Raw genomic sequence first — 21,003 nt, 5'->3', positions numbered from 1 at the left:
CTTTTACTTTTTCAAGAGTTCATCAATGTGCTCCAAATAATCGAGACTATCATCAAGGAAGAAACGGAGTTCTGGAATAATACGTAACTGGTTTCTCACTTTTTTACCCAAGTCGAAACGGATCGTCTTCTCATTTGCATTGATATTCTTCAAAATCTCCTCTCCTTTTTCAGAAGGGAACACACTCAAGTAAGCAGTACAGATACTGAGATCTGGACTTACTCTAACCTTAGTAACACTTACCATCACACCATGCATCATGCGGGTTTGTGACTGGAAGATAAGACTCAACTCCTTCTGGAGAAGTCTTGATATACGGTTTTGTCTTGTTTCTTGCATAACAATTAACTATAAATAATTAACTATAAACTATTCAAGATCTACATGTGTAACCTCCACCTGTTCATGAAGGAAAATCTGTGCAGATTCCTTGAATTTATCCTCACTCTCTGTTGTGAGATATCGGCAAGAGCCTGTTTTGGTTATCATCTGTTCCATCTGCGGATGGCGGTTCAGATAATCTTTCAGACTGCTTGCTACATATTGTCCTTGCGGAACCACTCTTACACCATCAGGAAGATTCTTCACAATGCTGCTCATAAGAAGCGGATAATGCGTGCAACCCAAAATAATGGTATCAATATCAGCGTCCTTCAGCATCAGCTGGTCGATGCGTTTCTTTACGAAATAATCAGCTCCCGGACTATCTGCTTCATTGGCTTCCACGATGGCAGCCCAAAGCGGACAAGCTACGCCACTCACCTGAATTTCTGGCCAAAGTTTCGAAATTTCCATATTATAACTTTGGCTTTTAATAGTACCTTCTGTAGCCAGAAGTCCCACGTGATTACTCTTGGTAATAGTACCAATTACTTCGGCAGTAGGGCGGATAATACCCAGAACTCTTCTGCTGGGATCCAACTCAGGAATATCGCGCTGCTGCAAAGAACGTAGTGCCTTAGCCGAAGCTGTATTACATCCCAGGATAACGAGATGACACCCCATAGAGAAAAGTTTAAGCACAGCCTGGCGTGTGAACTTATAAACCACCTCAAACGAACGTGAGCCATAAGGAGCACGAGCGTTATCACCCAAGTACATATAATCATACTGAGGCATCATCTGGCGCAACCCATGCAGGATGGTCAGTCCGCCATAACCAGAATCAAAGACACCGATTGGTCCGGGATTAGAAGGCAACATCATTTCAAAGTCTCCTCCAGCAAAGCTGTAATATCCTCCCCCATCTCTTCGTTGAGATAAGGAGCTGCATTATTGTCTGTATTGATGATAAAGGCAAACCCCTTCTGCTTGCCAATCTTTTTAGCTTCCTCGTTTATTTTTGCTTTGAGCGGAGCATAAGCATCATTCTCTGCTTGCTGCAACAGGCGGGTAGCCTCAGCCTTGAAGGCAATATTTTTCTCCATCAATTCACGCAATTCAGCCTGACGTTTCTCCAGAATTGTCTTGGCATAAGTGCGCTGTCCATCAAGAAATTCCTCATACTTAGCATTAAACTCAGTTTCTACACGTTTCGTTTCTGCATCGTATTTATCACGGAGTTCATCCATATTATGCTTGGCTATAGCGTAACCAGGCATAGTATGAAAAACCTTATCAAAACTAAAGTAGCCAAAATGCAAAGGAGCAGATACAGCAATCTGTTGTTGCTGAACCTTTGCTGCAGGCGTTGTATGCTGGGCTGAAACTGTCAAAGAGATGAGAGCAAAAGCCAGAAATAAGAGATTCTTTTTCATGATGAGTGATACCGTTTATGATGAATACCTTATAAATACCTCGTTATTGAAAATGAGAAATAAGGGCAAGCACTTCTGCCTGCCCTCAATCTATATTCTTTTTATTTGCCTTGATTACTTAATCTTAGCCTGTACCTCCTTAGTAACGTCTACTACGTTAGTACCTGTATATACAGCTGCACCATCCTCGAAGATGAAGGTGTAGTTGCCAGCCTTTCCTACAGCCTCGATAGCTGTACGTACCTTTGCTACGATAGGCTGCATGAGTTCGCTGCTCTTCTTCTGCAACTCCTGCTGACCATCCTGGTAAGCCTGCTGAATTTTCTGCTGGAGAGTCTGCAACTCAGTTTCCTTCTGCTGCTTTGCTGTAGCGTTCATTGTGCTGGAACCCTTCTGATACTCGTCAGCCTTACGCTGCAACTCATCCTGCATAGACTTCAAGTCATTCTCTTTCTGCTTCTGGAGAGCTTCCATCTCGCCATTAGCCTTAGCTACATCTGGCAAAGACTGCATAATCTGCTGAGTATTTACTTTACCAAACTTCTGAGCCATCATAGTCATTGGTGCACAGAGCATCAACATTAAAATAAGCTTTTTCATTGTTCTATTCTTTTTAATTATTAATTTCTAAATGAAGTTTTCATGCCGCCATCCATTGGCACATGCACTTACCGGCTGCAAATATACAATTATTATTTGGAATAACCTAATTTTTGGAGCACTTCATTGCTAATATCTATCTTAGGAGAGCCAAAGATGATGCCGCTGTTGCTAGCTCTATCGAGAACAAGCGAATATCCGCGCAGGTCTGAAATCTCTTTTACTGCTGTATAAATCTCTTCCTGAATAGGTCCCATCAATGCCTCACGCATCTTATAGAGGTCGCCTTCTGCACCAAAATATTTTTTCTTCAAATCGCTAGCCTCCTTCTCTTTCTGCATGATGGCATCCTGCTTAGCCTTCTTCTGCTCCTGGGAAAGGAACACTACCTCGTTCTGATAGTTCTTATACATGGTGCTTGCCTCTGTGTTAAGAGCTTCTACCTCTGCCTGCCATTTGCGGCTTACCTGATTCAGCTGCTCGTTGGCACGCTCATAAGCGGGTACATTCTTCAAGATGTACTCCATATCTATCAATGCATATTTCTGTGCATGTGCAGAGATGGCTGCTACAGCCATCATCAGCATCAATACTATTTTCTTCATAAAACCCATTTTTAGAATTCCTGACCTAAGATGAAGTGGAACTGGCTTCCACCCTTCTTATATGAACTACCATTCCATACAGTATCGAAACCGTAAGCCCAGTCAATACCCATCAGACCAACCATAGGCAAGAAGATACGTACACCGACACCGGCACTACGTTTCATGCTGAATGGGTTGAACTTCTTGGTTTCATACCAGGCGTTACCAGCCTCTACGAAGGTCAAACCGTAAATGGTTGTGTTACCTAAGAGGAATGGATAGCGAAGCTCCAATGAGAAGCGGTCGTATGCATAAGCATAGTAACCGGTTGTAGGACTGTAAGATACAGAACCATTCTCATAACCGCGGAGTCCGATTGTTTCCTCACCATAATATGATGAGTATCCACTCATACCGTCACCACCCACATAGTAGGTCTCGAACGGACTCTTCTTATACTTGTTATAAGAACCGAGCAAACCGAGTTCTACACGGGTCATCAATACGAAGCACTTCTGACCCTCTGTGAGTGCAGTATAAGTCTTTGCCTTGAACTTCCACTTATGGTATTCAATCCATCTGTACTTCTCCTGCTGCTCGGCAGAATAGGTTGGCGACTTAGAATCGTTGGCAAGATTCTTGTAGTCCTTGTTGTCGAACGCACTCCATGGTGGAGTAAGGTTGACACTTGCCTCAACCTCAGAACCACGACGTGGGAAGAGTTGGTTATCGGTTGATGTTCGGTTCAATGCGATGGTCAAGTTCAAGTTGTTCGCATTACCGTTGGTCATCAACATATAGCTCCAGTTCTTCATCATGTAGCGCTGGTAAGCCAACTGTACAGACAAGGTGAAGTAATCATCCGGCCAACGGAGGCGCTTACCCCAACCGAGGCTTACACCCACCATCTGGATATACTTGTCTGGATCGTAATAATTCTCGTAGTTGTTATAGTAACTAGAACCATAGCCATATAAGTAACTCTGATAGTTGTACATGGCTGCACTATTGTAATAGTTGCTTGACACGTCGGTACTCTTACTGTAGTATGCACCTACGCTGAACTGGATAGGGCGTTTGCCGCCAAACCAGTTGGTAGAGTAGCTTACGTTATAGCTCTGGTAGTAGGTACCATTGGTCTGTGCACCGATACTCAGCACCTCACCATCACCGATAGGCATGATACCACGATGCTCCTTGTTTTTGTTGAAGAGGTTTGCCATAGAGAAGTTGTTGAGCTTCAAGCCCACACGTCCGATGACACCCGTCTGACCCCAACCGAGCGAGAACTCAATCTGGTCGTTACTCTTCTGCTCCAGGTTCCAGTTTACATCAACCGTACCATCTTCAGGATTAGGCTTTACATCCGGGCTAACCTTCTCAGGATCAAAGTGTCCCATAGAAGCAAGTTCACGAGCCGAACGCATCAGAGCATCCTTAGAGAAAAGGTCGCCTGGCTTGGTACGAAGTTCACGGCGCACTACGTTTTCGTAAAGACGGGTATTACCATTGATACGTACATGGCTCAGATAAGCTTGAGGTCCCTCTGTTACGCGCATCTCCAAATCGATAGAATCGCCATCAATATTGATTTCAGTCGGTTCGATACGAGAGAACACATAACCATTATTATAGTAGAGGTTAGAAACAGCGTCATCATCTTCATTCAGGCGCTTACCCAATATCTTCTGGTTATATACATCGCCCTTCTTCATACCGAGCAATGCTTCGAGATAAGCTGAAGAGTAAACGGTATTACCTGCCCAGGAGATGTTACGGATATAGTATTTCTTACCTTCATCTACCTTGATGTAGATATTAACGTGCTTCTCATCGAAGTTGCTCACGCTATCTTCCAGAATCTGAGCATCACGGAAACCATACTCATTATATTTGTCGATGAGTTTCTGCTTATCTTCCTTCCATCTCTCAGGGGTAAACTTCTTCGACTTGAAGAAAGAGGCGAACTTACCAGCCTCATGCGTCTTGGCAAAAGCACCCTTCGAGAAGAGTCCACCCTTAATCTTGCGGTCAGAAAGCTGTTCGTTTCCATCGATTGTTATCTGATGTACCTTGATTTTTTCTTTCTTGTCAACAACAACATCCAGGATTACCTGTCCCTTGTTGGCGACATCATCGCGCTGGTTAATCTGGATATCAGCATTCTTGAAACCCTTATCATCGAAATACTTCTTGGCGAGAATCTTGGCACGATCGAGCATATTCGGAGTTACCTGCGTGCCCTTTACCATACCCAACTTCTGCTCCATATCTTCACGCTCGCTCTTCTTCAAACCAACATAGTTGATATTAGAGATACGTGGACGAACCGCAAGATAGATATGGAGATAAAGCTTCTCACCTACGATAGAGTCGGCAGCGATAGCCACCTTCGAGAAGAGACCATGTTTCCAGTAGCGCTTTACGGCATTGGTAATCTCGTCGCCAGGCACAGTAATCTCATCGCCCACACTGAGGCCTGAAATACCTGTGAGGACATAGTCTTCGTAGCCCTCAACACCCGAAACATTGATACCACCAATCTTAAGGGTACGAGGTGTACCAGCATACGAGATGTCAGGGTTTACGATTTTATCTTGTGCCTGAATCTGCATGCATGCCATTACGCCGAACAGCAGGATGAAAATCTTTTTAAATCTATTCATTTATACCTTATTATATATAATATGATTTTTCTATGCTTGTATGAGGTTTGCCTATTTCTCCTCCTCTTCCACCTGTGCCTCGGTTTTTCCAAATCGACGTTGGCGGTTCTGATAACTTGCTATTGCCTTGTGCAGATCTTCTTCATTGAAGTCTGGCCAGAAGGTATCACAGAAATACAACTCTGAATAAGCTATCTGCCAAAGAAGATAGTTGCTGATACGGAGTTCACCTCCTGTACGTATCAGAAGTTCAGGATCTGGCATGAAACTGGTCTCCAGATGCTTCTCGAAGTTCTCCTCTGTCAGTTTATCCTCTATCTGCTCATAGGTTGAACCAGACTCCAATGCTTCTTTTACCATTTTCTTTGTAGCATTCAGGATTTCCCAACGTGAAGAATAGCTCAATGCCACTACCATAGTCATCGAATCGTTCTTCGCAGTATGGTCCATGGTCTCCTGAAGCTTGTCCTGCACCTGTTGTGGCAGGCGTTTCAAATCGCCTATCACACGGAAGCGGACATTATTCTTCATGAAGATTTCATCTTCGAGCGAAGTCAGTACCAGTCCCATCAAGGCAGCAACCTCATCGGCCGGACGGTTCCAATTCTCTGTAGAGAAAGTATAGAGGGTGAGATATTTTACCCCCAACCTGGTACACTCCGATGTAATTCGGCGCACGGTATCTACTCCAGCCTGATGGCCGTAGCTACGCTCCTTGCCCCGTTCTGTTGCCCAGCGACCATTGCCATCCATAATGATAGCGATGTGCTCAGGAATCCTGTTCATATCTAAGTTGTCCATCATTCTTCTTTATTACAAGTTCTACATTTTGCACTGAAACTATAGGTCACCGAAACGGCTATGGTAGAATAGCAGTCGGTATTCTTGAAAATGCCACTGCTCTTTACCCAGTAAGGGTCTTTCACACCATCCAGTTCATCGCTGAGCGAGAAATGGAAAGTCCAGGCCAGTCCCAAGTTCAACCTTTCGTTTACTTTATATTTTGCGCCGATGCCTAAAGGCACGTTGGCTGTAAATACATTTTTTTCGTTACCTTTTACATAGGTTGCTCCCAGGCCACCCAGTATATAAGGAACCAGGCGCTGGGCTCCGCGATAGTCTCTGCCTGTTCCGTAGGGCCAGAAGTTGTACTCAAACACCAGATTCATATCCACCAGCGTATGATTAAAGGAATAGGGATTCTCAGCATAATCAGGATAGAAAGTATCCACATTTGCCGAAGAACCTTTTATTTTTCCAAAGCCCACGCTCAGTTTCAAGTCCTTGTAGGGGTCGAAATTGTATCTTCCCACCAGGAAACCGGCAGGTTGCATGTCGCTAAGCACATTTCCGTTAAAGTCGCCTTCATAGGTCATTACCCCCACACCGGCGCCTATCTCCATGCGATATTGCGGATCGTCCTGTGCACGAACCGCCATACAGCCCAGAGTTAAGTAGGCAAGCAGGATGATTAATCTTCCTTGCTCCAGCCATCTATATTGAAACGTCCTCTCCATACGTATCCGTTTCTGATAATCCAATAGTAATGTTGCTTGTCACGGCAGAAAGCGAAACGACCTTCAGTACCTTCAGTAGCAAACTTAGCAGGCAGAACAACCATCTTATCCTGCTTCCAAGTCAATCCGGCATTCTGGCTCTTATACCATTTGCCGTTACTGCCTAAAGCAACGAAGCCTGTATCGGCAGCACAGGTAATTACCTGATCCAGCCAAGGCATCTTTCCACTTTTATTTTTTTCGATTTCCAGATAGTTCCACTGTCCGGCTTCATTTGCATCATAGTCAACCGTGCGCAACCATGTGATGGCAACCGTATCATTCAAAGCCTTGTCGCGAGTACCCAGCAGCATTACGTTCTCTACATCCTTAGCTGAGAGTACGCCAGCCACATTCATTGAGATATTCTGTGTTGGCAAATAGTCTGCATCTTTATCAAGTTTCTCCTGCTCCCAGCTGGCACCCTTATCTTTTGAAACAGAGATACCTGCAGCAGTGTAAGCATAGAGATACTTGCTGCTTGCACCAATGAGCTGCTTGACATCTGCATTTCCAGGAACCAATGTCCATGTTTCAGCATCGGCAGAAGCATAAACTTTGCCGCCATCTGAGATATAGAGTTCGCCATCCAGCGCTACTGCACTCTGGTAAGCGTCACTACTTAAGCTTTCGTTCATCATAATAGGTGACCAGGCGCTGCCATCATTGATGGCTGACTTCAGCACCTTAGTACCCTCGGCAGTCTTGCCGAATACATAGATGTAATCACCACAAGCTACAGCCTTCAGATCAGAGAACGCAGTCAACTGACTGTTGTTCTGAGCCAGCTCATGCCACTTAAACTCATAAGGCAACTCCTTATGTACGTTTACGGTAACCTTATACTGGGCATAGGCAGAGTAGTCGCTGCTGTAAACTCTAATCAAGCGAGGCGTTGAGAAGTTGATGGAATCAGAACTTGAATAGTATGCTGCGACAGAATCAGTCTTGTTGATATCCATCAGGAGAATAGGGCTGTTATTCTTGCTGCTGATAGTAGCCAATATGGCAGTACTCCTCACCCCACAAGGCAAGGAATCTACATTATAAATCGAGCGTTGTGCCTGATCTATGTAAAATTTATAGTCAGAGCCCGTCACATTAGCCTTGAGCAAGGTATCTTTACCTGCCTTCGTTTTGGTATATCTGTCAAGACTACCCAACGAGAAAGCCGTGATGGCTGTATCATGTGTATATTCTACTGTTGTTTCATCGCTGCTCAAGCAAGAAGAGAGCGAGAGCGTAGCTGTAATCAGCGCTATGAAAGCAAAAAACTTCCTTTTCATTCTATCCTATTTTATTTTTAGCTGCAAATTTACTGAGAATTCTTTAAAAACTCGACCTTTTCTCCTTATTATTATGCAAATTATTCATTTTTAGGCGCATTTTTTAAGTTTTTTAGTGATTTCGAGGCGTAAAAACGAAGAAATCCCGCTTCTTTTGCAAGAAACGGGATTTCATATTTAGTATAAATTCGAAGTATCGAATTAGAGCTGTGGACCAGCAGCAACGAGAGCCTTACCAGCCTCGTTTGTCTCATACTTCTTGAAGTTCTTGATGAAGCGAGCAGCCAAATCCTTCGCCTTCTCCTCCCACTGAGAAGCATCAGCGTATGTATCACGAGGATCGAGGATCTTAGGATCTACGCCTTCCAACTGTGTAGGAACTACGAAGTTGAAGAATGGGATAGTCTTTGTAGGAGCTGCGTCGATTGAGTGGTCGAGGATAGCGTCGATGATACCACGTGTGTCGCGGATAGAGATACGCTTGCCTGAACCGTTCCAACCTGTGTTAACCAAGTATGCCTTAGCACCAGACTTCTGCATCTTCTTTACCAACTCCTCAGCGTACTTAGTTGGGTGCAACTCCAAGAATGCCTGACCGAAGCAAGCAGAGAATGTTGGAGTAGGCTCGGTGATACCGCGCTCTGTACCAGCCAACTTAGCTGTGAAACCAGAGAGGAAGTAATACTTAGTCTGCTCAGCGTTCAAGATAGATACTGGTGGCAATACACCGAATGCATCTGCTGAGAGGAAGATAACCTGCTTAGCAGCTGGACCCTGAGAGAATGGACGCTGGATGTTCTTGATGTGGTAGATAGGATAAGATACACGAGTATTCTCGGTAACAGTCTTATCTGCGAAGTCAATCTTACCATCCTTAGCTACAGTTACGTTCTCGAGGAGAGCGTCACGTGTGATAGCACCGTAGATGTCTGGCTCAGACTCCTTGTCGAGGTTGATAACCTTAGCGTAGCAACCACCTTCGAAGTTGAACACACCCTCGTCGTCCCATCCGTGCTCATCGTCACCGATCAACTTACGCTTAGGGTCTGTTGACAATGTAGTCTTACCTGTACCAGAAAGACCGAAGAAGATAGCAGTGTTCTCACCGTTCATATCTGTGTTGGCAGAGCAGTGCATAGAAGCCATACCCTTCAATGGCAAGAAGTAGTTCATCATAGAGAACATACCCTTCTTCATCTCACCGCCATACCATGTGTTGATGATAACCTGCTCCTTAGAAGTTACGTTGAATACAACGGCTGTCTCTGAGTGGAGACCCAACTCCTTCCAGTTCTCAACCTTTGCCTTAGAAGCATTGTAAACGATGAAGTCTGGCTCCTGATCGAACTCAGCCTCGTTCTGAGGACGGATGAACATATTTGTTACGAAGTGTGCCTGCCATGCTACCTCAACGATGAAACGTACCTTCATACGTGTATCCTTGTGTGTACCGCAGAAACCATCTACTACGAACAACTTCTTATTAGAAAGCTCCTTCTTAGCGATCTCCTTAACGGCGTTCCATGCCTCTGGAGTTGCCTTGTGGTTATCGTTGTGATACTCCTCAGAATCCCACCATACAGTGTCGTGAGATGTAGCATCGTCAACGATGAACTTGTCTTTAGGAGAACGACCAGTGTAAATACCAGTCATTACGTTAACTGCACCGAGCTCAGTCTCCTGACCAACCTCAAAACCCTTGAGACCTTCCTTAGTCTCCTCATTGAACAATACCTCATAAGAAGGATTGTAGAGAACCTCAGTTGTACCTGTGATTCCGTACTTTGCTAAAACTGACTTATCAAACTTTGCCATTTTATTTTAAATGTATTTAAGTTGTGAATAATTTCTCTTTACCTTTTTATCTTGGTTGACAGAAGAAATCATCATTCTCCCAAAACCGCCGCAAAGTTACGAAAAATATGTTTTACAGCAAAGATTCTTAGGTATTATTCTTTCTTTTTAAAAGCTTTTTAGGTTAAAGAACTTAAAAAAAGCCGATTCGACCGACATTTGCCACGTTGACTTTGCAAAAAATCTCTGCTTAAAGAAAAACAAGCAGAGATTTACACCTATTTATATATAAGAGGGTATTTGAAGGAAAAATAAGAGTTGCTTTATATCTTTGTAATCACAAAAGGATGTTTAACAGCAGCTCTAGCAGACTTCTGTGCTACAGTACGTTCGGCTTCTGTCATTCCCATAGGCAAATATTTATTTCCCACAACCGACTTTTTAAAAATAGCCTGATACCAAGTGCATGCAGCAGTATATCTACCATAAGTCAAATTGAGGTGATACCCATCTCTATTCATTCTGTCGCCAATATAAGATGTACGCGCATTCTGAATGGCCGTACCAGCAGGAACAAGAATATCAGGATGGCAATCATGAATAACTTTGCGGGTAGCATCTAAGATGCAATTATACATTATCAGTTGATTATTACCATACTTTACAAAGCCATCATGCTTAGAATCATTAGCATACGCCCATGTCTGATGAAACACAATCTTTGTTTTTGGTGAAGTATGCGTCTTGACATAGGCAATCAACTCTTTCAAATATGGCTGATAAGTATCGTAAACACCAGAGAAATGACTAGCTTGCTGTACACTTACATAATCCCATTCCTCATCTGCCAACGCCTTTGACACCTGCTCTTTATCTATTTGCTGCATTTTACCATCTACCCCTATTTTGCGATAGCGATAAGATTTTAAATCCTCATTGACACACTTCATATGATGTTCCAGAGAGCATCCCGGAATATAGAGATTAGCAATAATGGTTTTCACCCCATCAGCATCAGCTAATTCGTGCAAATTCTGCTCAATAGCATCCTCCGAAAAGCTATTTCCGATAGCTAATATTTTAACGACCTTAGCAGCATTTGCCCCCATGAGGACAAATGCCGTAACTATAAACAATAAGAAGATTCTCTTTTTCATAACTAACATTATTTTAATTCAAACTTCAGAGTCTGTACATTTTTACTGTTTGGACCAACCATTACCTCGAATTCTCCAGGTTCATACTTATATTCCAATTCCTGATTATAGAATTTCAAATCATCAGGGGTAAGAGTAAAGGTAACTGTTTTTGTCTCGCCTTTCTTCAAACAGATTCTTTCAAAACCCTTCAATTCCTTCACTGGTCTAGACACACTTCCGACCAAATCGCGGATATAAAGTTGAACTATCTCATCTGCATCATAATTACCAGTATTTGTGACATCTACCGAAATCAGAATCTTACCATTCTCAGAAAGAATTGTACTAGAAAGAGATGGCTTTCCGTAGCGGAATGTGGTATATGAAAGTCCATAACCGAATGGATATAACGGTTCATTATCTATATCCAAATAGTTGCTGCGGAACTTCATAAACCATTTTCCATCCTCAAGCGGTCTACCTGTATTCAAATGATTGTAGAAGAGAGGAATTTGCCCTACACTCTTTGGCATAGTGGCTGTCAGTTTACCACTTGGAACCTTATCACCAAACAAGACATCACAAATAGCATCAGCCGATTCACATCCACCAAACCAGACATTCAAGATAGCAGGGAAGTTCTCCTTTTCCCAAGTCATCACAGTAGTTCTTCCTGAGAAATTAACAAGCACAATAGGCTTGCCCATTTTTTTAAGAGCAGCCAACAAATTCTTCTGAGCATCAGGTATTTCCAAATTAGTTCTACTACTACATTCACCACTCATTTCTGAAGACTCGCCCACAGCAGCAACAATAACATCAGCCTGTTTAGCTACAGCAATAGCCTCCTTCAACATCTCTTCTGCAGATCGCAGATCACGCATTTCTCTTCCAAACATAGTAGCATCAGCCTCTCTCTTTGCATCATACAACAGATTAGAGCCTTTAGCATAAAGTACTTCTGCTTTATTTCCTACAGCCTCCTTAAAAGCCTGAAGCACAGTTTTATTATCATTCAATCGGGCAGCAACGCTCCATGTTCCCGACATATTACTACGAGTATCTGCCAAAGGACCAACCAAAGCAATTTTACCCTTTTTCTGCAAAGGCAAAAGATTACCCTCGTTCTTCAACAGAACAAAGGTTTCTGCAGCAATCTTACGAGCGATAGCCTTGTGCTCTGGTGTAAAGATCTCCTTTTTTGCCCTTTTTTCGCTACAATATCTATAAGGATCATCAAACAGACCTAGCTTATATTTAGCTTCCAATATACGACGACAAGCCGTATTAACCGTCACCTCAGAAACCTTTCCTTCTTTTATTGATTTTTCTATAGTACCAACAAAGCCATCGGAAACCATATCCATATCGGTACCCGCATTCAACGCCATAGCAGAAACCTGCTGCAAATTGCCCATTCCATGTGCAATCATTTCTTCGATAGCCGTATAATCTGTCACAACCATTCCCTTGAATCCCCACATATTTCTGAGCACATCAGTCAAAAGCCATTTGTTACCAGACGCAGGTATACCTTCTACCACATTAAAAGAAGTCATCACACTTAATGCACCTGCATCAACAGCAGCCTTATAAGGAGGCATATAATAGTTAAACATACGCCATCTACTCATGTCTACCGTATTGTAATCTCTTCCAGCCTCAGCCCCACCATAAAGAGCAAAATGCTTAACACAAGCCATGACTGTATTTGGTGCAGACAAATCATTACCTTGGTAACCTTCTACCATAGCCTTGGCTATGCAAGAACCCAAATAAGGGTCTTCTCCATTGCCTTCAGACATTCTCCCCCAACGAGGATCTCTACAAATATCAAGCATAGGGCTGAAAGTCCAGTTAATGCCATCAGCCGAAGCCTCTTGAGCTGCAATTTGAGCAGACAGCTTGATTGCCTCCATATCCCATGAACAAGACAACGAGAAAGGTATCGGGAACACGGTTTCGTAGCCGTGAATTACGTCCATTCCAAAGAGAAGTGGTATTTTCAAGCGACTTTGTTCTACTGCAATTTTTTGAACTTCCTTAATGTTCTTCACACCTTTCAAGTTGAAGAGTCCACCAACTTCTCCTCGTTTGATTTTTCCTGCAACATCACTACTTTTAGTCTGTCCTGTTACTATTTCACCTGTTACGGGAAGATTAAGCTGTCCCAACTTCTCCTGTAATGTCATCTTACTCATCAAATTATCGATGAACTTATTCATTTTTGCATATTCTCCGGTTTGCTGTGCCATAGCCGGACTTACTCCCATGGCAAGCGTTACGAAAGAAAGTATCCAGTTTTTTGCTTTCATAATTTTGTTTTTTATTTATAGGTAAAACCTAGTTTCGTTAATCCTTCTTGTACCTCAGGGCAACTCATGAAGAGTTTCCACAAAAGTCCTGAGCGATAATTTTCTATCATCGGAGCTATCGTCAGTTGATCTATTGCCAAATAACGGGGCACTGTCCATTTTTTTGTTTCAGAGAAGGCATCATAGAATCCATACTTGCCCCAAATCCAAGCCCCCTTGGCATAGAAATATTTAAGGGCATTCATTGACTGTTCTGGTGTATATGGGAAAGAAGATAGAGCCGCTGTTGGCGTTATCACACCTAAATCATTATTTGGTGCATGAGCCGAATAGCCATCAACCGAATAGCTAGCAGTCAAACCCCAGCATTTTTTTCCATAACCTTTATAGCCTTTAGGATTACGAACGCAGTATTCGTAATCGCTCAGAGCATGGTTCTGTACTACATTCCAATAGTTGGCATACTGATCCGACAAATTTCTAGGATCGAGCCCGATATATGAATATTGAGCCCAGAAAAGCGGACCGCCCATTTGTTCTGCTCCATTATGTTTCAACTCCAATGCATAACCAAAAGGCTTAGCTGTACTCTTGATTCCGCCACTACGAGCCCATCCTTTATGATAGCAGTCTGCTGAAATAGAATGAGTAGGTGAAGCCGATCCAAGAATGTAAGTAATCAGACACTCGTTATAGCCCTCCAAAGGAAAGTTCATTTCCCATCCATAGTTAGGCGACCAATGCCAATAAAGTACATCCTGCCCCCCACGACGATACCAGTCGAATTCCATTTCCTTCCATAACTTGTCAATGCTAGCAGCAACTTGCTTCTCTTCGACATTTCCATCTTTGAAATACTGTCGGGCACAGAGCAAACTAGTCATAAGAAACGAACTTTCTACTAAATCTCCACCATCATCTTTTCGACCGAAGGGAACAATTCTGCCTGTCTTACCATTGATCCAATGTGGCCAAACACCATGAAAACGATCAGCATTCTCTAAGAAGTTCACTATCTTCCTAAATCTCTTTACCCCTTCCTGACGGTCAATAAAACCACGATCGATACCAACCAGTAAACCTGCAATTCCAAATCCACTTCCACCGGTTGTAACCACATCTTTATCATTCTGCGGATAAATGCCATCCAGATGAATACGTTCTGGCGCCAGTCCTGAATTACTTTCCGCACCATCCCACATATAATTAAGGTGTACTTTCTGTATATAGTCCAACATTTCATTATCATTAGCAAAGGATGTTGGTCTATCTTGCTTTACTGAAGGCGGAAGTGTTGCTGCTGGAGTATTCTCCCCAGATGCTCCACATGAAGTCCATGACAATGTCAACATGAAGAGCGATATTAGTGTTTTATTGATTTTCATTACCTTATTATATATTATATGTTTTATTATACTTTAATTACTTTGTTACGTAACAAGTACCCAGTTTTCATCGATTGTCCTCAATTTACATCTTGAAGAAAAATAACAATATCAGAAAAGAGTGATTCTTTCATTCTTGTAGATGCTATTATTTATAGTTTAAATCAACCAGTACTGGAAAATGGTCTGAAAGATAGACCTTCTCCGGTTTATCATCTATCACACGATAACGGGTAGCTTTTACGTTCTTATTCACAAACACATGATCAAGCAATGGACATTCACCGACAGGAAGACGACCGAAATCATGCCAAGAATAATTAGGACCATATTTAACAGGCGCTATATCACGAACACTTTTCATGCCATTTTGGCGAAGCACCATGAATGGCGGTTCACCATCTGAGCAATTATAATCAGCTGTGATAATCACAGGCAACCCCTTAGCGCACTCATCTATCTTTTTAAGAATCAACCGAATACCTTCCTTTCTTGCAATCTGCCCATCATTATCAAGGTGAGTATTGAAGAAAGCTATCTTCTTGTGGTTGATTTTATCTTCTAAGATAGCCCAGCTACAAACACGATTATAAGAAGCATCCCAACCTTTTACACCAAACACATCTGGAGTCTCGCTCAAAGAGAAATCACCATGCTTAATAAGTTTAAAACGACTTTTCAGATAAAATAGAGGACTATGCTCACCCTGATGTTTACCATCATCTCGTCCTACGCCAAGTGCTTCGTATTGAGGAAGTTTTGATTTTAAATCATCCATTTGATTAGGGCAAACTTCCTGCATACCCAAAAGATCCGGCTGATAGTAATTGAGCATATCAACAACAGCCCCTTTTCGATTGTTCCAGATATTATCTCCATCTGATGCAGCATCCAATCGGATATTAAAGGTCATCACGCTCACTTTCTGGGCATGAGTAGACAGAATACAAAAGATGCATAATGTCAGAAAAGAGAATATTCTATAGACTTTATTCATAATAAACGCATTGATTGTGAGTATTCATCCTATAGGACCAGCCCCATTACAGAGCCGGTCCATAGATTTATATAAGAGAGATTGATTATTCCCCGATTGGTTCTTTCTTCAAGTCAGGATTATCATTTACGGTCATGAATGGCAACGGATAGTAAGTCTTAGCCTCTGTCCATCCCTTTGGTCCTAGCACGGTCTTAGCCTTGCCTGTACGTACCAAATCGTTATAACGCTCACCCCACTCACAACAGAGTTCCATTCTACGCTCATCAAGAATCTGATCAACCGTTACGTTGGTCAACTCGCCTAGATGTGCTCTAGATCTTACCAGATTGAATGGAGCATCACCATTCTTGTTCAAGCGGACCTTAGCCTCGGCATTCATCAGGAGAACATCAGCATAGCGCAAGATTCGAATGTTATTATTGCTACCATACTTGGTTCTGCCTTCAGTCAACTCGTTGGTTGGAGTATAAGCCTTACCATTCCAACAATCAGTCTGGGTAGGGTTTTTCAATGGGCGGATAACATCACCACTAGGAGTTGTTGTACCAGCCTCCAGGAAAGAAGTAGTATATCTTACTGTTTCACCACGATTCTTAGCCCATGCTCTAAACTCAGGGTAAAGACCAATAAAACCCCAGCCAGAAATATTACCATCATTAGCCGGTCCCTGGAACACAAACCACTGGTCAGCATCGACCATTGTACCAGAACCAACACCGAAGTCTGTACACTGACATTCCATCAAAGACTCATCACAGAGTTTTCCAGGAATTTTGAACAACTCATAAAAGTCATTATACAACTCAAAACCACCATTTGCAATGATATCATCAGTCAATCTTTCAACCTCATCATAGTTACCCATATTGAGGTTGATCTTGGCAGCCAACGCCGCAGCTGTGTAAGCAGTAACAGCACCCTTGTGCTCCATTTGGTTAGGACGCTTACGAGGAGCATTCTCCATTGCATACTTCAAATCCTCCAACATATAGCGATTTACAGAATTTAATGTTGAACGTGTCAAATCCTTCTGTGTATTGCTACGCAAGATAGTTACAGGACCAAAAGCCTGTGTCAGACGATAATAAGCATAAGCACGAAGAATCTTCACCTCACCTTGATAAGCACGATTGGTCTTCTTGTCTGCTTCAGTAGTCAGATTCTCGGCATATCCTTCCAATGATTCGATAGCAGAATTAGCCACCTTAATCATACCATAATACTGATTCCATAATTCCTTTAAGCCCCAGAAGCCATTGTCGTACTTAAAATTGCCGAAGTCTACCAATGGAGCTTGGTCATCAATACGACCTGACCAGACATCGTCATCTCTAACAATAGACAAAGGCCAAATCACCCAGTGCATACCACCTGTTCTCAACTTTGCATACACACCTGATACAGGCTGATACATATCATCGGTCTTTGTAAAATCTACCTTCTCCTCAGGAACTTTGTTCTCTGGGTCAATATCAAGATAGTCACTGCATGAAGTTACACCAACCATCAGTGCTCCAACAGCAAAAGCTGATATATATTTATTGATTCTCATTGTTGTATCTTTTTAATTAGTTAGAACTGAATTTGAACACCAAATGTATAAGTGCTTGTCAATGGATATACCTCTGTATCCCACCCCTGTGCATCGCTCAACTCTGGAGTGAAAGCGTTGGCACTGAAAAGAGTCAATGGGCGGTCGGCTGTTACACTCAAACGGATTGATGGCAAGGTATAGCTACCCATCTTGATATTCTTGAAACTGTAACCGAGAGTTGCATTCTGAATACGGAAGTAGTCTGCGCTCTCTACGAAGAAAGAATTAACTTTTTGGTCTGATACGTTCCATCCTTTTATCAGTGCCTTAGCAGATGGATATGTGTTGGTTGAACCAGGACCGGTCCAACGGTTCTTTACCTGATCCTCATCAAAGTTGAAGTCACTCTGAGCATATCTCAAAGCACGCTTACGGTTGTACATCTGAGCACCAGCCTGTCCGTATGTACTCAACTCGAAGTCGAGATTCTTGTAACTGAAACCCAGATTGATACCGTATGTGAAGTTAGGGATATAAGAACCCAATGTCTGCTTATCTGCTGCATCTATCACACCATCATGGTTTACATCCTCATACTTGAAGTCACCTGGTTCCAAACCGTTTGCTACAGCAATAGGATCATTCTGACACTCCTTTGGAGTCTGATAGATACCAACAACCTTGAAACCATAGAAAGAATTCATCTCCTTGCCAACCATATTGATAGTCTTACCACCGTTGATTATGTTAGCGCCACCCAAGCTCTTTACCTTATTACGAAGGAAAGACATATTTACACCTGCATGATACTTGAAGTCCTTACCTATACGGTCGTTCCATGTCATAGAGAAATCAAGACCTTCATTCAAAATCTTACCATAGTTGCCAGCCAATGACTTATTCTCAAATGAAACCAGCGGAGAAATCACAGCATGCTTGGTCATTCTGTGGAAGTAGTCGGCATCAATATTCAAGCGGCCCTGCAAAGTAGAGAGATTGAAACCTGCGTTGATTTCATCTACAACCTCCCACTGCAACCAGCTGAAATATGTATTATTCTGATAGCCAGGGAAAACAGTATTTCCGAATACACCAGAAGCACTATTACCGGTGGAGATGGATGCGAAGCCATCACTTGCTGCTACGTGGTCGTTACCCAACTTACCCCAGCTGGCACGAACCTTCAGATAGTCGATAATTGACTGGTTCTTCATCCAGGATTCCTCTGAAATTACCCAAGAAGCACCTACTGATGGGAAGTAACCCCACTTGTCCTGATACTTAGAAGAACCATCAGCACGCATCGTGAACATCAAGTAATACTTGCTGTCGAAATCATAGTTCAAACGGGCAAAGTAAGACAAACCTCTAAACTTTGTTCCGTCATCACCCAATGTAATACCTGTTGTGCTACCCTGTCCTAAATACAGATAAGAATCGTTGCCCTCTGGTACATTAGGAGCAGAGCCCCACAAGTTCTTATAAGTTTCCTGACGCATAGATGTACCAAGCATGGCACCGAAATTGTGCTTACCGAAACTATCCTTATAGGTCAAGGTATTATCCCATATATAGTTGTTATACTGGGTATTGGTCTTGGTCAAAGAAGTAGCATTGCTCTGCTGATTGCTTTCTACATAGTAGGTAGGAACAAAAGTTCTGCCATCAATATTCTGATAGTTGTAGTTGATACTTGTCTTGAAAGTCAACTTCTCTGGCACGATATTCAACTGAGCATAAAAATTGGTCATATACTGACGCAAATCATTCTTTGAATCATAGTAGTTGGCTGTAGCTACAGGATTCTTGAAGTTGTCAGACAATCCGATGCTCTTAGGCGAAGCATACTTTTCAGGCTTGGCATTCTCATTGTTATTATCATATACAGGTATCAAACCAGGAGTATTGAATGCTTGCTGCCATGCTGTATTGTTTGGCAAAATCTGGCTTGACTGGCTGAATACTCCATTGAAACCTACCTTCAACCACTTGGTTGCATCGTAATCTATGGCAGCACGGAAGTTAAGACGCTTGTAGTTGTTCTTCACATCCATGATACCATCCTGTGCCAAGTAGCTCATACCCAAAGAGTAAGTTGACTTATCGCTACCGCCACTGATACCAATACTGTGGTTGGTCATTACTGCTGTACGAAGAAGTTCGTCATACCAATCGGTATTTGCACCATAAGTCCACTTATGGAAATCGCTGTCAGCATAGCTACCCCCAAAACGGTCGATAGAATTCTTGATCATTGGGGAGTAAGCATTAAAGTTTGCTTCCATCAACATGGTAGCATACTGGCTAGAGTTCGCCATCTTCAATACATTTGTAGCTTTCTGAATACCTACATATCCATCGTATGTAATCTTGGCACTCTGATTCTTAACACCCTTTTTGGTCGTGATGAGTACAACACCATTGGCAGCTCTTACACCATAGATTGCTGCAGCAGAAGCATCCTTCAGAATTGTCATATCCTGAATATCATCATTGTTGATGAAGTTGATGTCATCATAGAACATACCATCAACAACATAGAGCGGAGAACTGTTTCCGAAAGAACCGACTCCACGGACACGCACTGTAGGACCAGCACCAGGCGTACCACTATTTACGACGTTCACACCTGCAACCTTACCCTGCAAGGCAGACATAGGAGAAGAAGAAGGTGTAGACTTGATATCATCAGCCTTGATAATGGTGATAGGCGAAGTCAAATCCTTGGCCTTAGCAGAACCGTAACCGATGACTACCACATCATTGAGGTTCTGGAAATCATCGTTCAAAACTACTTTCAGGTTATCAGTAACCTTTAAGGTCTGAGGCTGCATACCAATGTAAGATACATTAATAGTAGCCTTAGGGTTAACATCTTGGATCGTAAAGTTACCATCCATATCGGTAACGGTAGCCTGGTTAGAGCCAACAATCTTAATGGTCGCACCTATAATAGGGTAACCAGATGTGTCTAGGACACTACCTTTCACGACCTTATTCTGCGCAAAAGAGAATTGCGCAAAGCAAGAGAGTGTTAGAAGCAATAATAATTTTTTCATAATTAAATCATTTTGTTCGTTACTTTTATTTAAGTTTAAAATTGCGGTGCAAAGTAAACACTTTTTTGTTTCATTAGCAAATTTTGGACTACTCTTTAACTACTCTACACTATTTACCCACTACGCTATTACTACTGCAGAAACAGTTAACTTCTTGTTTTATAGAATGTTAAAGATACGCATATTTTTATCCTTTTTTCTTTGCCCATTCACATATTTTTTGTATTTTTGCATGCGGATTCAATAACAACTAAACTTTGAAATATGTCACGACTAACATTTATCTACATAAATATACTATGTTTTTTATGCTTTGCTGGGCAGA

16 protein-coding genes are annotated in these 21,003 nt (G+C 42.4%); all 16 read right to left on the bottom strand.

Annotated features, from left to right (window positions below):
- Positions 1-3 precede the first annotated feature (3 nt).
- Positions 4-339: a 30S ribosome-binding factor RbfA gene (rbfA, locus tag RCO84_RS14155; protein WP_006848097.1), complete on the bottom strand. Its 336-nt coding sequence runs from the start codon at positions 337-339 to the stop codon at positions 4-6.
- Positions 340-369: 30 nt separating this feature from the next.
- Positions 370-1,206: a glutamate racemase gene (murI, locus tag RCO84_RS14150; RefSeq protein ID WP_287796716.1), complete on the bottom strand. Its 837-nt coding sequence runs from the start codon at positions 1,204-1,206 to the stop codon at positions 370-372.
- Entirely contained in the window at positions 1,203-1,757 is a 555-nt protein-coding gene (locus tag RCO84_RS14145; RefSeq protein WP_287588169.1) for an OmpH family outer membrane protein, read from the bottom strand. Before RCO84_RS14145 ends, murI begins: the two co-directional genes overlap by 4 nt.
- Before the next feature lie 114 nt (positions 1,758-1,871).
- Positions 1,872-2,357, bottom strand: coding sequence for an OmpH family outer membrane protein (locus tag RCO84_RS14140; RefSeq protein ID WP_144155631.1), 486 nt, complete (start codon positions 2,355-2,357; stop codon positions 1,872-1,874).
- 92 nt (positions 2,358-2,449) lie between these two features.
- Complete coding sequence (locus RCO84_RS14135; protein ID WP_022121518.1) at positions 2,450-2,962, bottom strand: OmpH family outer membrane protein; 513 nt, start codon at positions 2,960-2,962, stop codon at positions 2,450-2,452.
- An 11-nt stretch (positions 2,963-2,973) separates the two neighbouring features.
- Positions 2,974-5,610, bottom strand: coding sequence for a BamA/OMP85 family outer membrane protein (locus RCO84_RS14130; protein WP_117693270.1), 2,637 nt, complete (start codon positions 5,608-5,610; stop codon positions 2,974-2,976).
- 51 nt (positions 5,611-5,661) lie between these two features.
- Positions 5,662-6,414, bottom strand: a complete 753-nt coding sequence (locus RCO84_RS14125) for an isoprenyl transferase (protein WP_181975351.1) — start codon at positions 6,412-6,414, stop codon at positions 5,662-5,664.
- Positions 6,411-7,127 carry a type IX secretion system protein PorG gene (gene porG, locus RCO84_RS14120; RefSeq protein ID WP_317585435.1) on the bottom strand — a complete coding sequence of 239 codons (717 nt, stop codon included), beginning with the start codon at positions 7,125-7,127 and terminating at the stop codon, positions 6,411-6,413. The genes RCO84_RS14125 and porG overlap by 4 nt, the downstream gene beginning before the upstream one ends.
- Complete coding sequence (locus tag RCO84_RS14115; RefSeq protein ID WP_317585434.1) at positions 7,082-8,452, bottom strand: DUF6242 domain-containing protein; 1,371 nt, start codon at positions 8,450-8,452, stop codon at positions 7,082-7,084. Before RCO84_RS14115 ends, porG begins: the two co-directional genes overlap by 46 nt.
- A gap of 201 nt (positions 8,453-8,653) precedes the next feature.
- Positions 8,654-10,267, bottom strand: coding sequence for a phosphoenolpyruvate carboxykinase (ATP) (gene pckA, locus RCO84_RS14110; protein ID WP_144155621.1), 1,614 nt, complete (start codon positions 10,265-10,267; stop codon positions 8,654-8,656).
- A 302-nt stretch (positions 10,268-10,569) separates the two neighbouring features.
- Positions 10,570-11,403 (bottom strand): DUF4886 domain-containing protein, encoded by an 834-nt coding sequence (locus RCO84_RS14105; RefSeq protein WP_287859483.1) that lies wholly within the window; start codon positions 11,401-11,403, stop codon positions 10,570-10,572.
- Between the two features lie 8 nt (positions 11,404-11,411).
- Positions 11,412-13,715, bottom strand: coding sequence for a beta-glucosidase BglX (gene bglX / locus RCO84_RS14100; RefSeq protein WP_373690156.1), 2,304 nt, complete (start codon positions 13,713-13,715; stop codon positions 11,412-11,414).
- Positions 13,712-15,085 carry a glucoamylase family protein gene (locus tag RCO84_RS14095; protein ID WP_317585433.1) on the bottom strand — a complete coding sequence of 458 codons (1,374 nt, stop codon included), beginning with the start codon at positions 15,083-15,085 and terminating at the stop codon, positions 13,712-13,714. Before RCO84_RS14095 ends, bglX begins: the two co-directional genes overlap by 4 nt.
- Before the next feature lie 148 nt (positions 15,086-15,233).
- Entirely contained in the window at positions 15,234-15,998 is a 765-nt protein-coding gene (locus RCO84_RS14090) for an endonuclease/exonuclease/phosphatase family protein (RefSeq protein WP_260849797.1), read from the bottom strand.
- A gap of 169 nt (positions 15,999-16,167) precedes the next feature.
- Positions 16,168-17,637, bottom strand: coding sequence for a RagB/SusD family nutrient uptake outer membrane protein (locus RCO84_RS14085; RefSeq protein WP_233400042.1), 1,470 nt, complete (start codon positions 17,635-17,637; stop codon positions 16,168-16,170).
- Positions 17,638-17,657: 20 nt separating this feature from the next.
- Positions 17,658-20,678 (bottom strand): SusC/RagA family TonB-linked outer membrane protein, encoded by a 3,021-nt coding sequence (locus tag RCO84_RS14080; RefSeq protein ID WP_317585432.1) that lies wholly within the window; start codon positions 20,676-20,678, stop codon positions 17,658-17,660.
- Positions 20,679-21,003: the final 325 nt, after the last annotated feature.

Source organism: Segatella copri (genome assembly GCF_949820605.1).
Lineage (GTDB): Bacteria > Bacteroidota > Bacteroidia > Bacteroidales > Bacteroidaceae > Prevotella.
This window is presented reverse-complemented; position numbering and strand designations above follow the sequence as displayed.

Coding starts and splice junctions, on each gene's coding strand:
- RCO84_RS14125 (WP_181975351.1), bottom strand. CDS start 6,414: ATGATGGACAACTTAGATATGAACAGGATTCCTGAGCACATCGCTATC.
- RCO84_RS14095 (WP_317585433.1), bottom strand. CDS start 15,085: ATGAAAATCAATAAAACACTAATATCGCTCTTCATGTTGACATTGTCA.
- RCO84_RS14080 (WP_317585432.1), bottom strand. CDS start 20,678: ATGAAAAAATTATTATTGCTTCTAACACTCTCTTGCTTTGCGCAATTC.
- RCO84_RS14090 (WP_260849797.1), bottom strand. CDS start 15,998: ATGACCTTTAATATCCGATTGGATGCTGCATCAGATGGAGATAATATC.
- RCO84_RS14140 (WP_144155631.1), bottom strand. CDS start 2,357: ATGAAAAAGCTTATTTTAATGTTGATGCTCTGTGCACCAATGACTATG.
- pckA (WP_144155621.1), bottom strand. CDS start 10,267: ATGGCAAAGTTTGATAAGTCAGTTTTAGCAAAGTACGGAATCACAGGT.
- porG (WP_317585435.1), bottom strand. CDS start 7,127: ATGGAGAGGACGTTTCAATATAGATGGCTGGAGCAAGGAAGATTAATC.
- RCO84_RS14145 (WP_287588169.1), bottom strand. CDS start 1,757: ATGAAAAAGAATCTCTTATTTCTGGCTTTTGCTCTCATCTCTTTGACA.
- murI (WP_287796716.1), bottom strand. CDS start 1,206: ATGATGTTGCCTTCTAATCCCGGACCAATCGGTGTCTTTGATTCTGGT.
- RCO84_RS14135 (WP_022121518.1), bottom strand. CDS start 2,962: ATGAAGAAAATAGTATTGATGCTGATGATGGCTGTAGCAGCCATCTCT.
- RCO84_RS14085 (WP_233400042.1), bottom strand. CDS start 17,637: ATGAGAATCAATAAATATATATCAGCTTTTGCTGTTGGAGCACTGATG.
- RCO84_RS14115 (WP_317585434.1), bottom strand. CDS start 8,452: ATGAAAAGGAAGTTTTTTGCTTTCATAGCGCTGATTACAGCTACGCTC.
- RCO84_RS14130 (WP_117693270.1), bottom strand. CDS start 5,610: ATGAATAGATTTAAAAAGATTTTCATCCTGCTGTTCGGCGTAATGGCA.
- rbfA (WP_006848097.1), bottom strand. CDS start 339: ATGCAAGAAACAAGACAAAACCGTATATCAAGACTTCTCCAGAAGGAG.
- RCO84_RS14105 (WP_287859483.1), bottom strand. CDS start 11,403: ATGAAAAAGAGAATCTTCTTATTGTTTATAGTTACGGCATTTGTCCTC.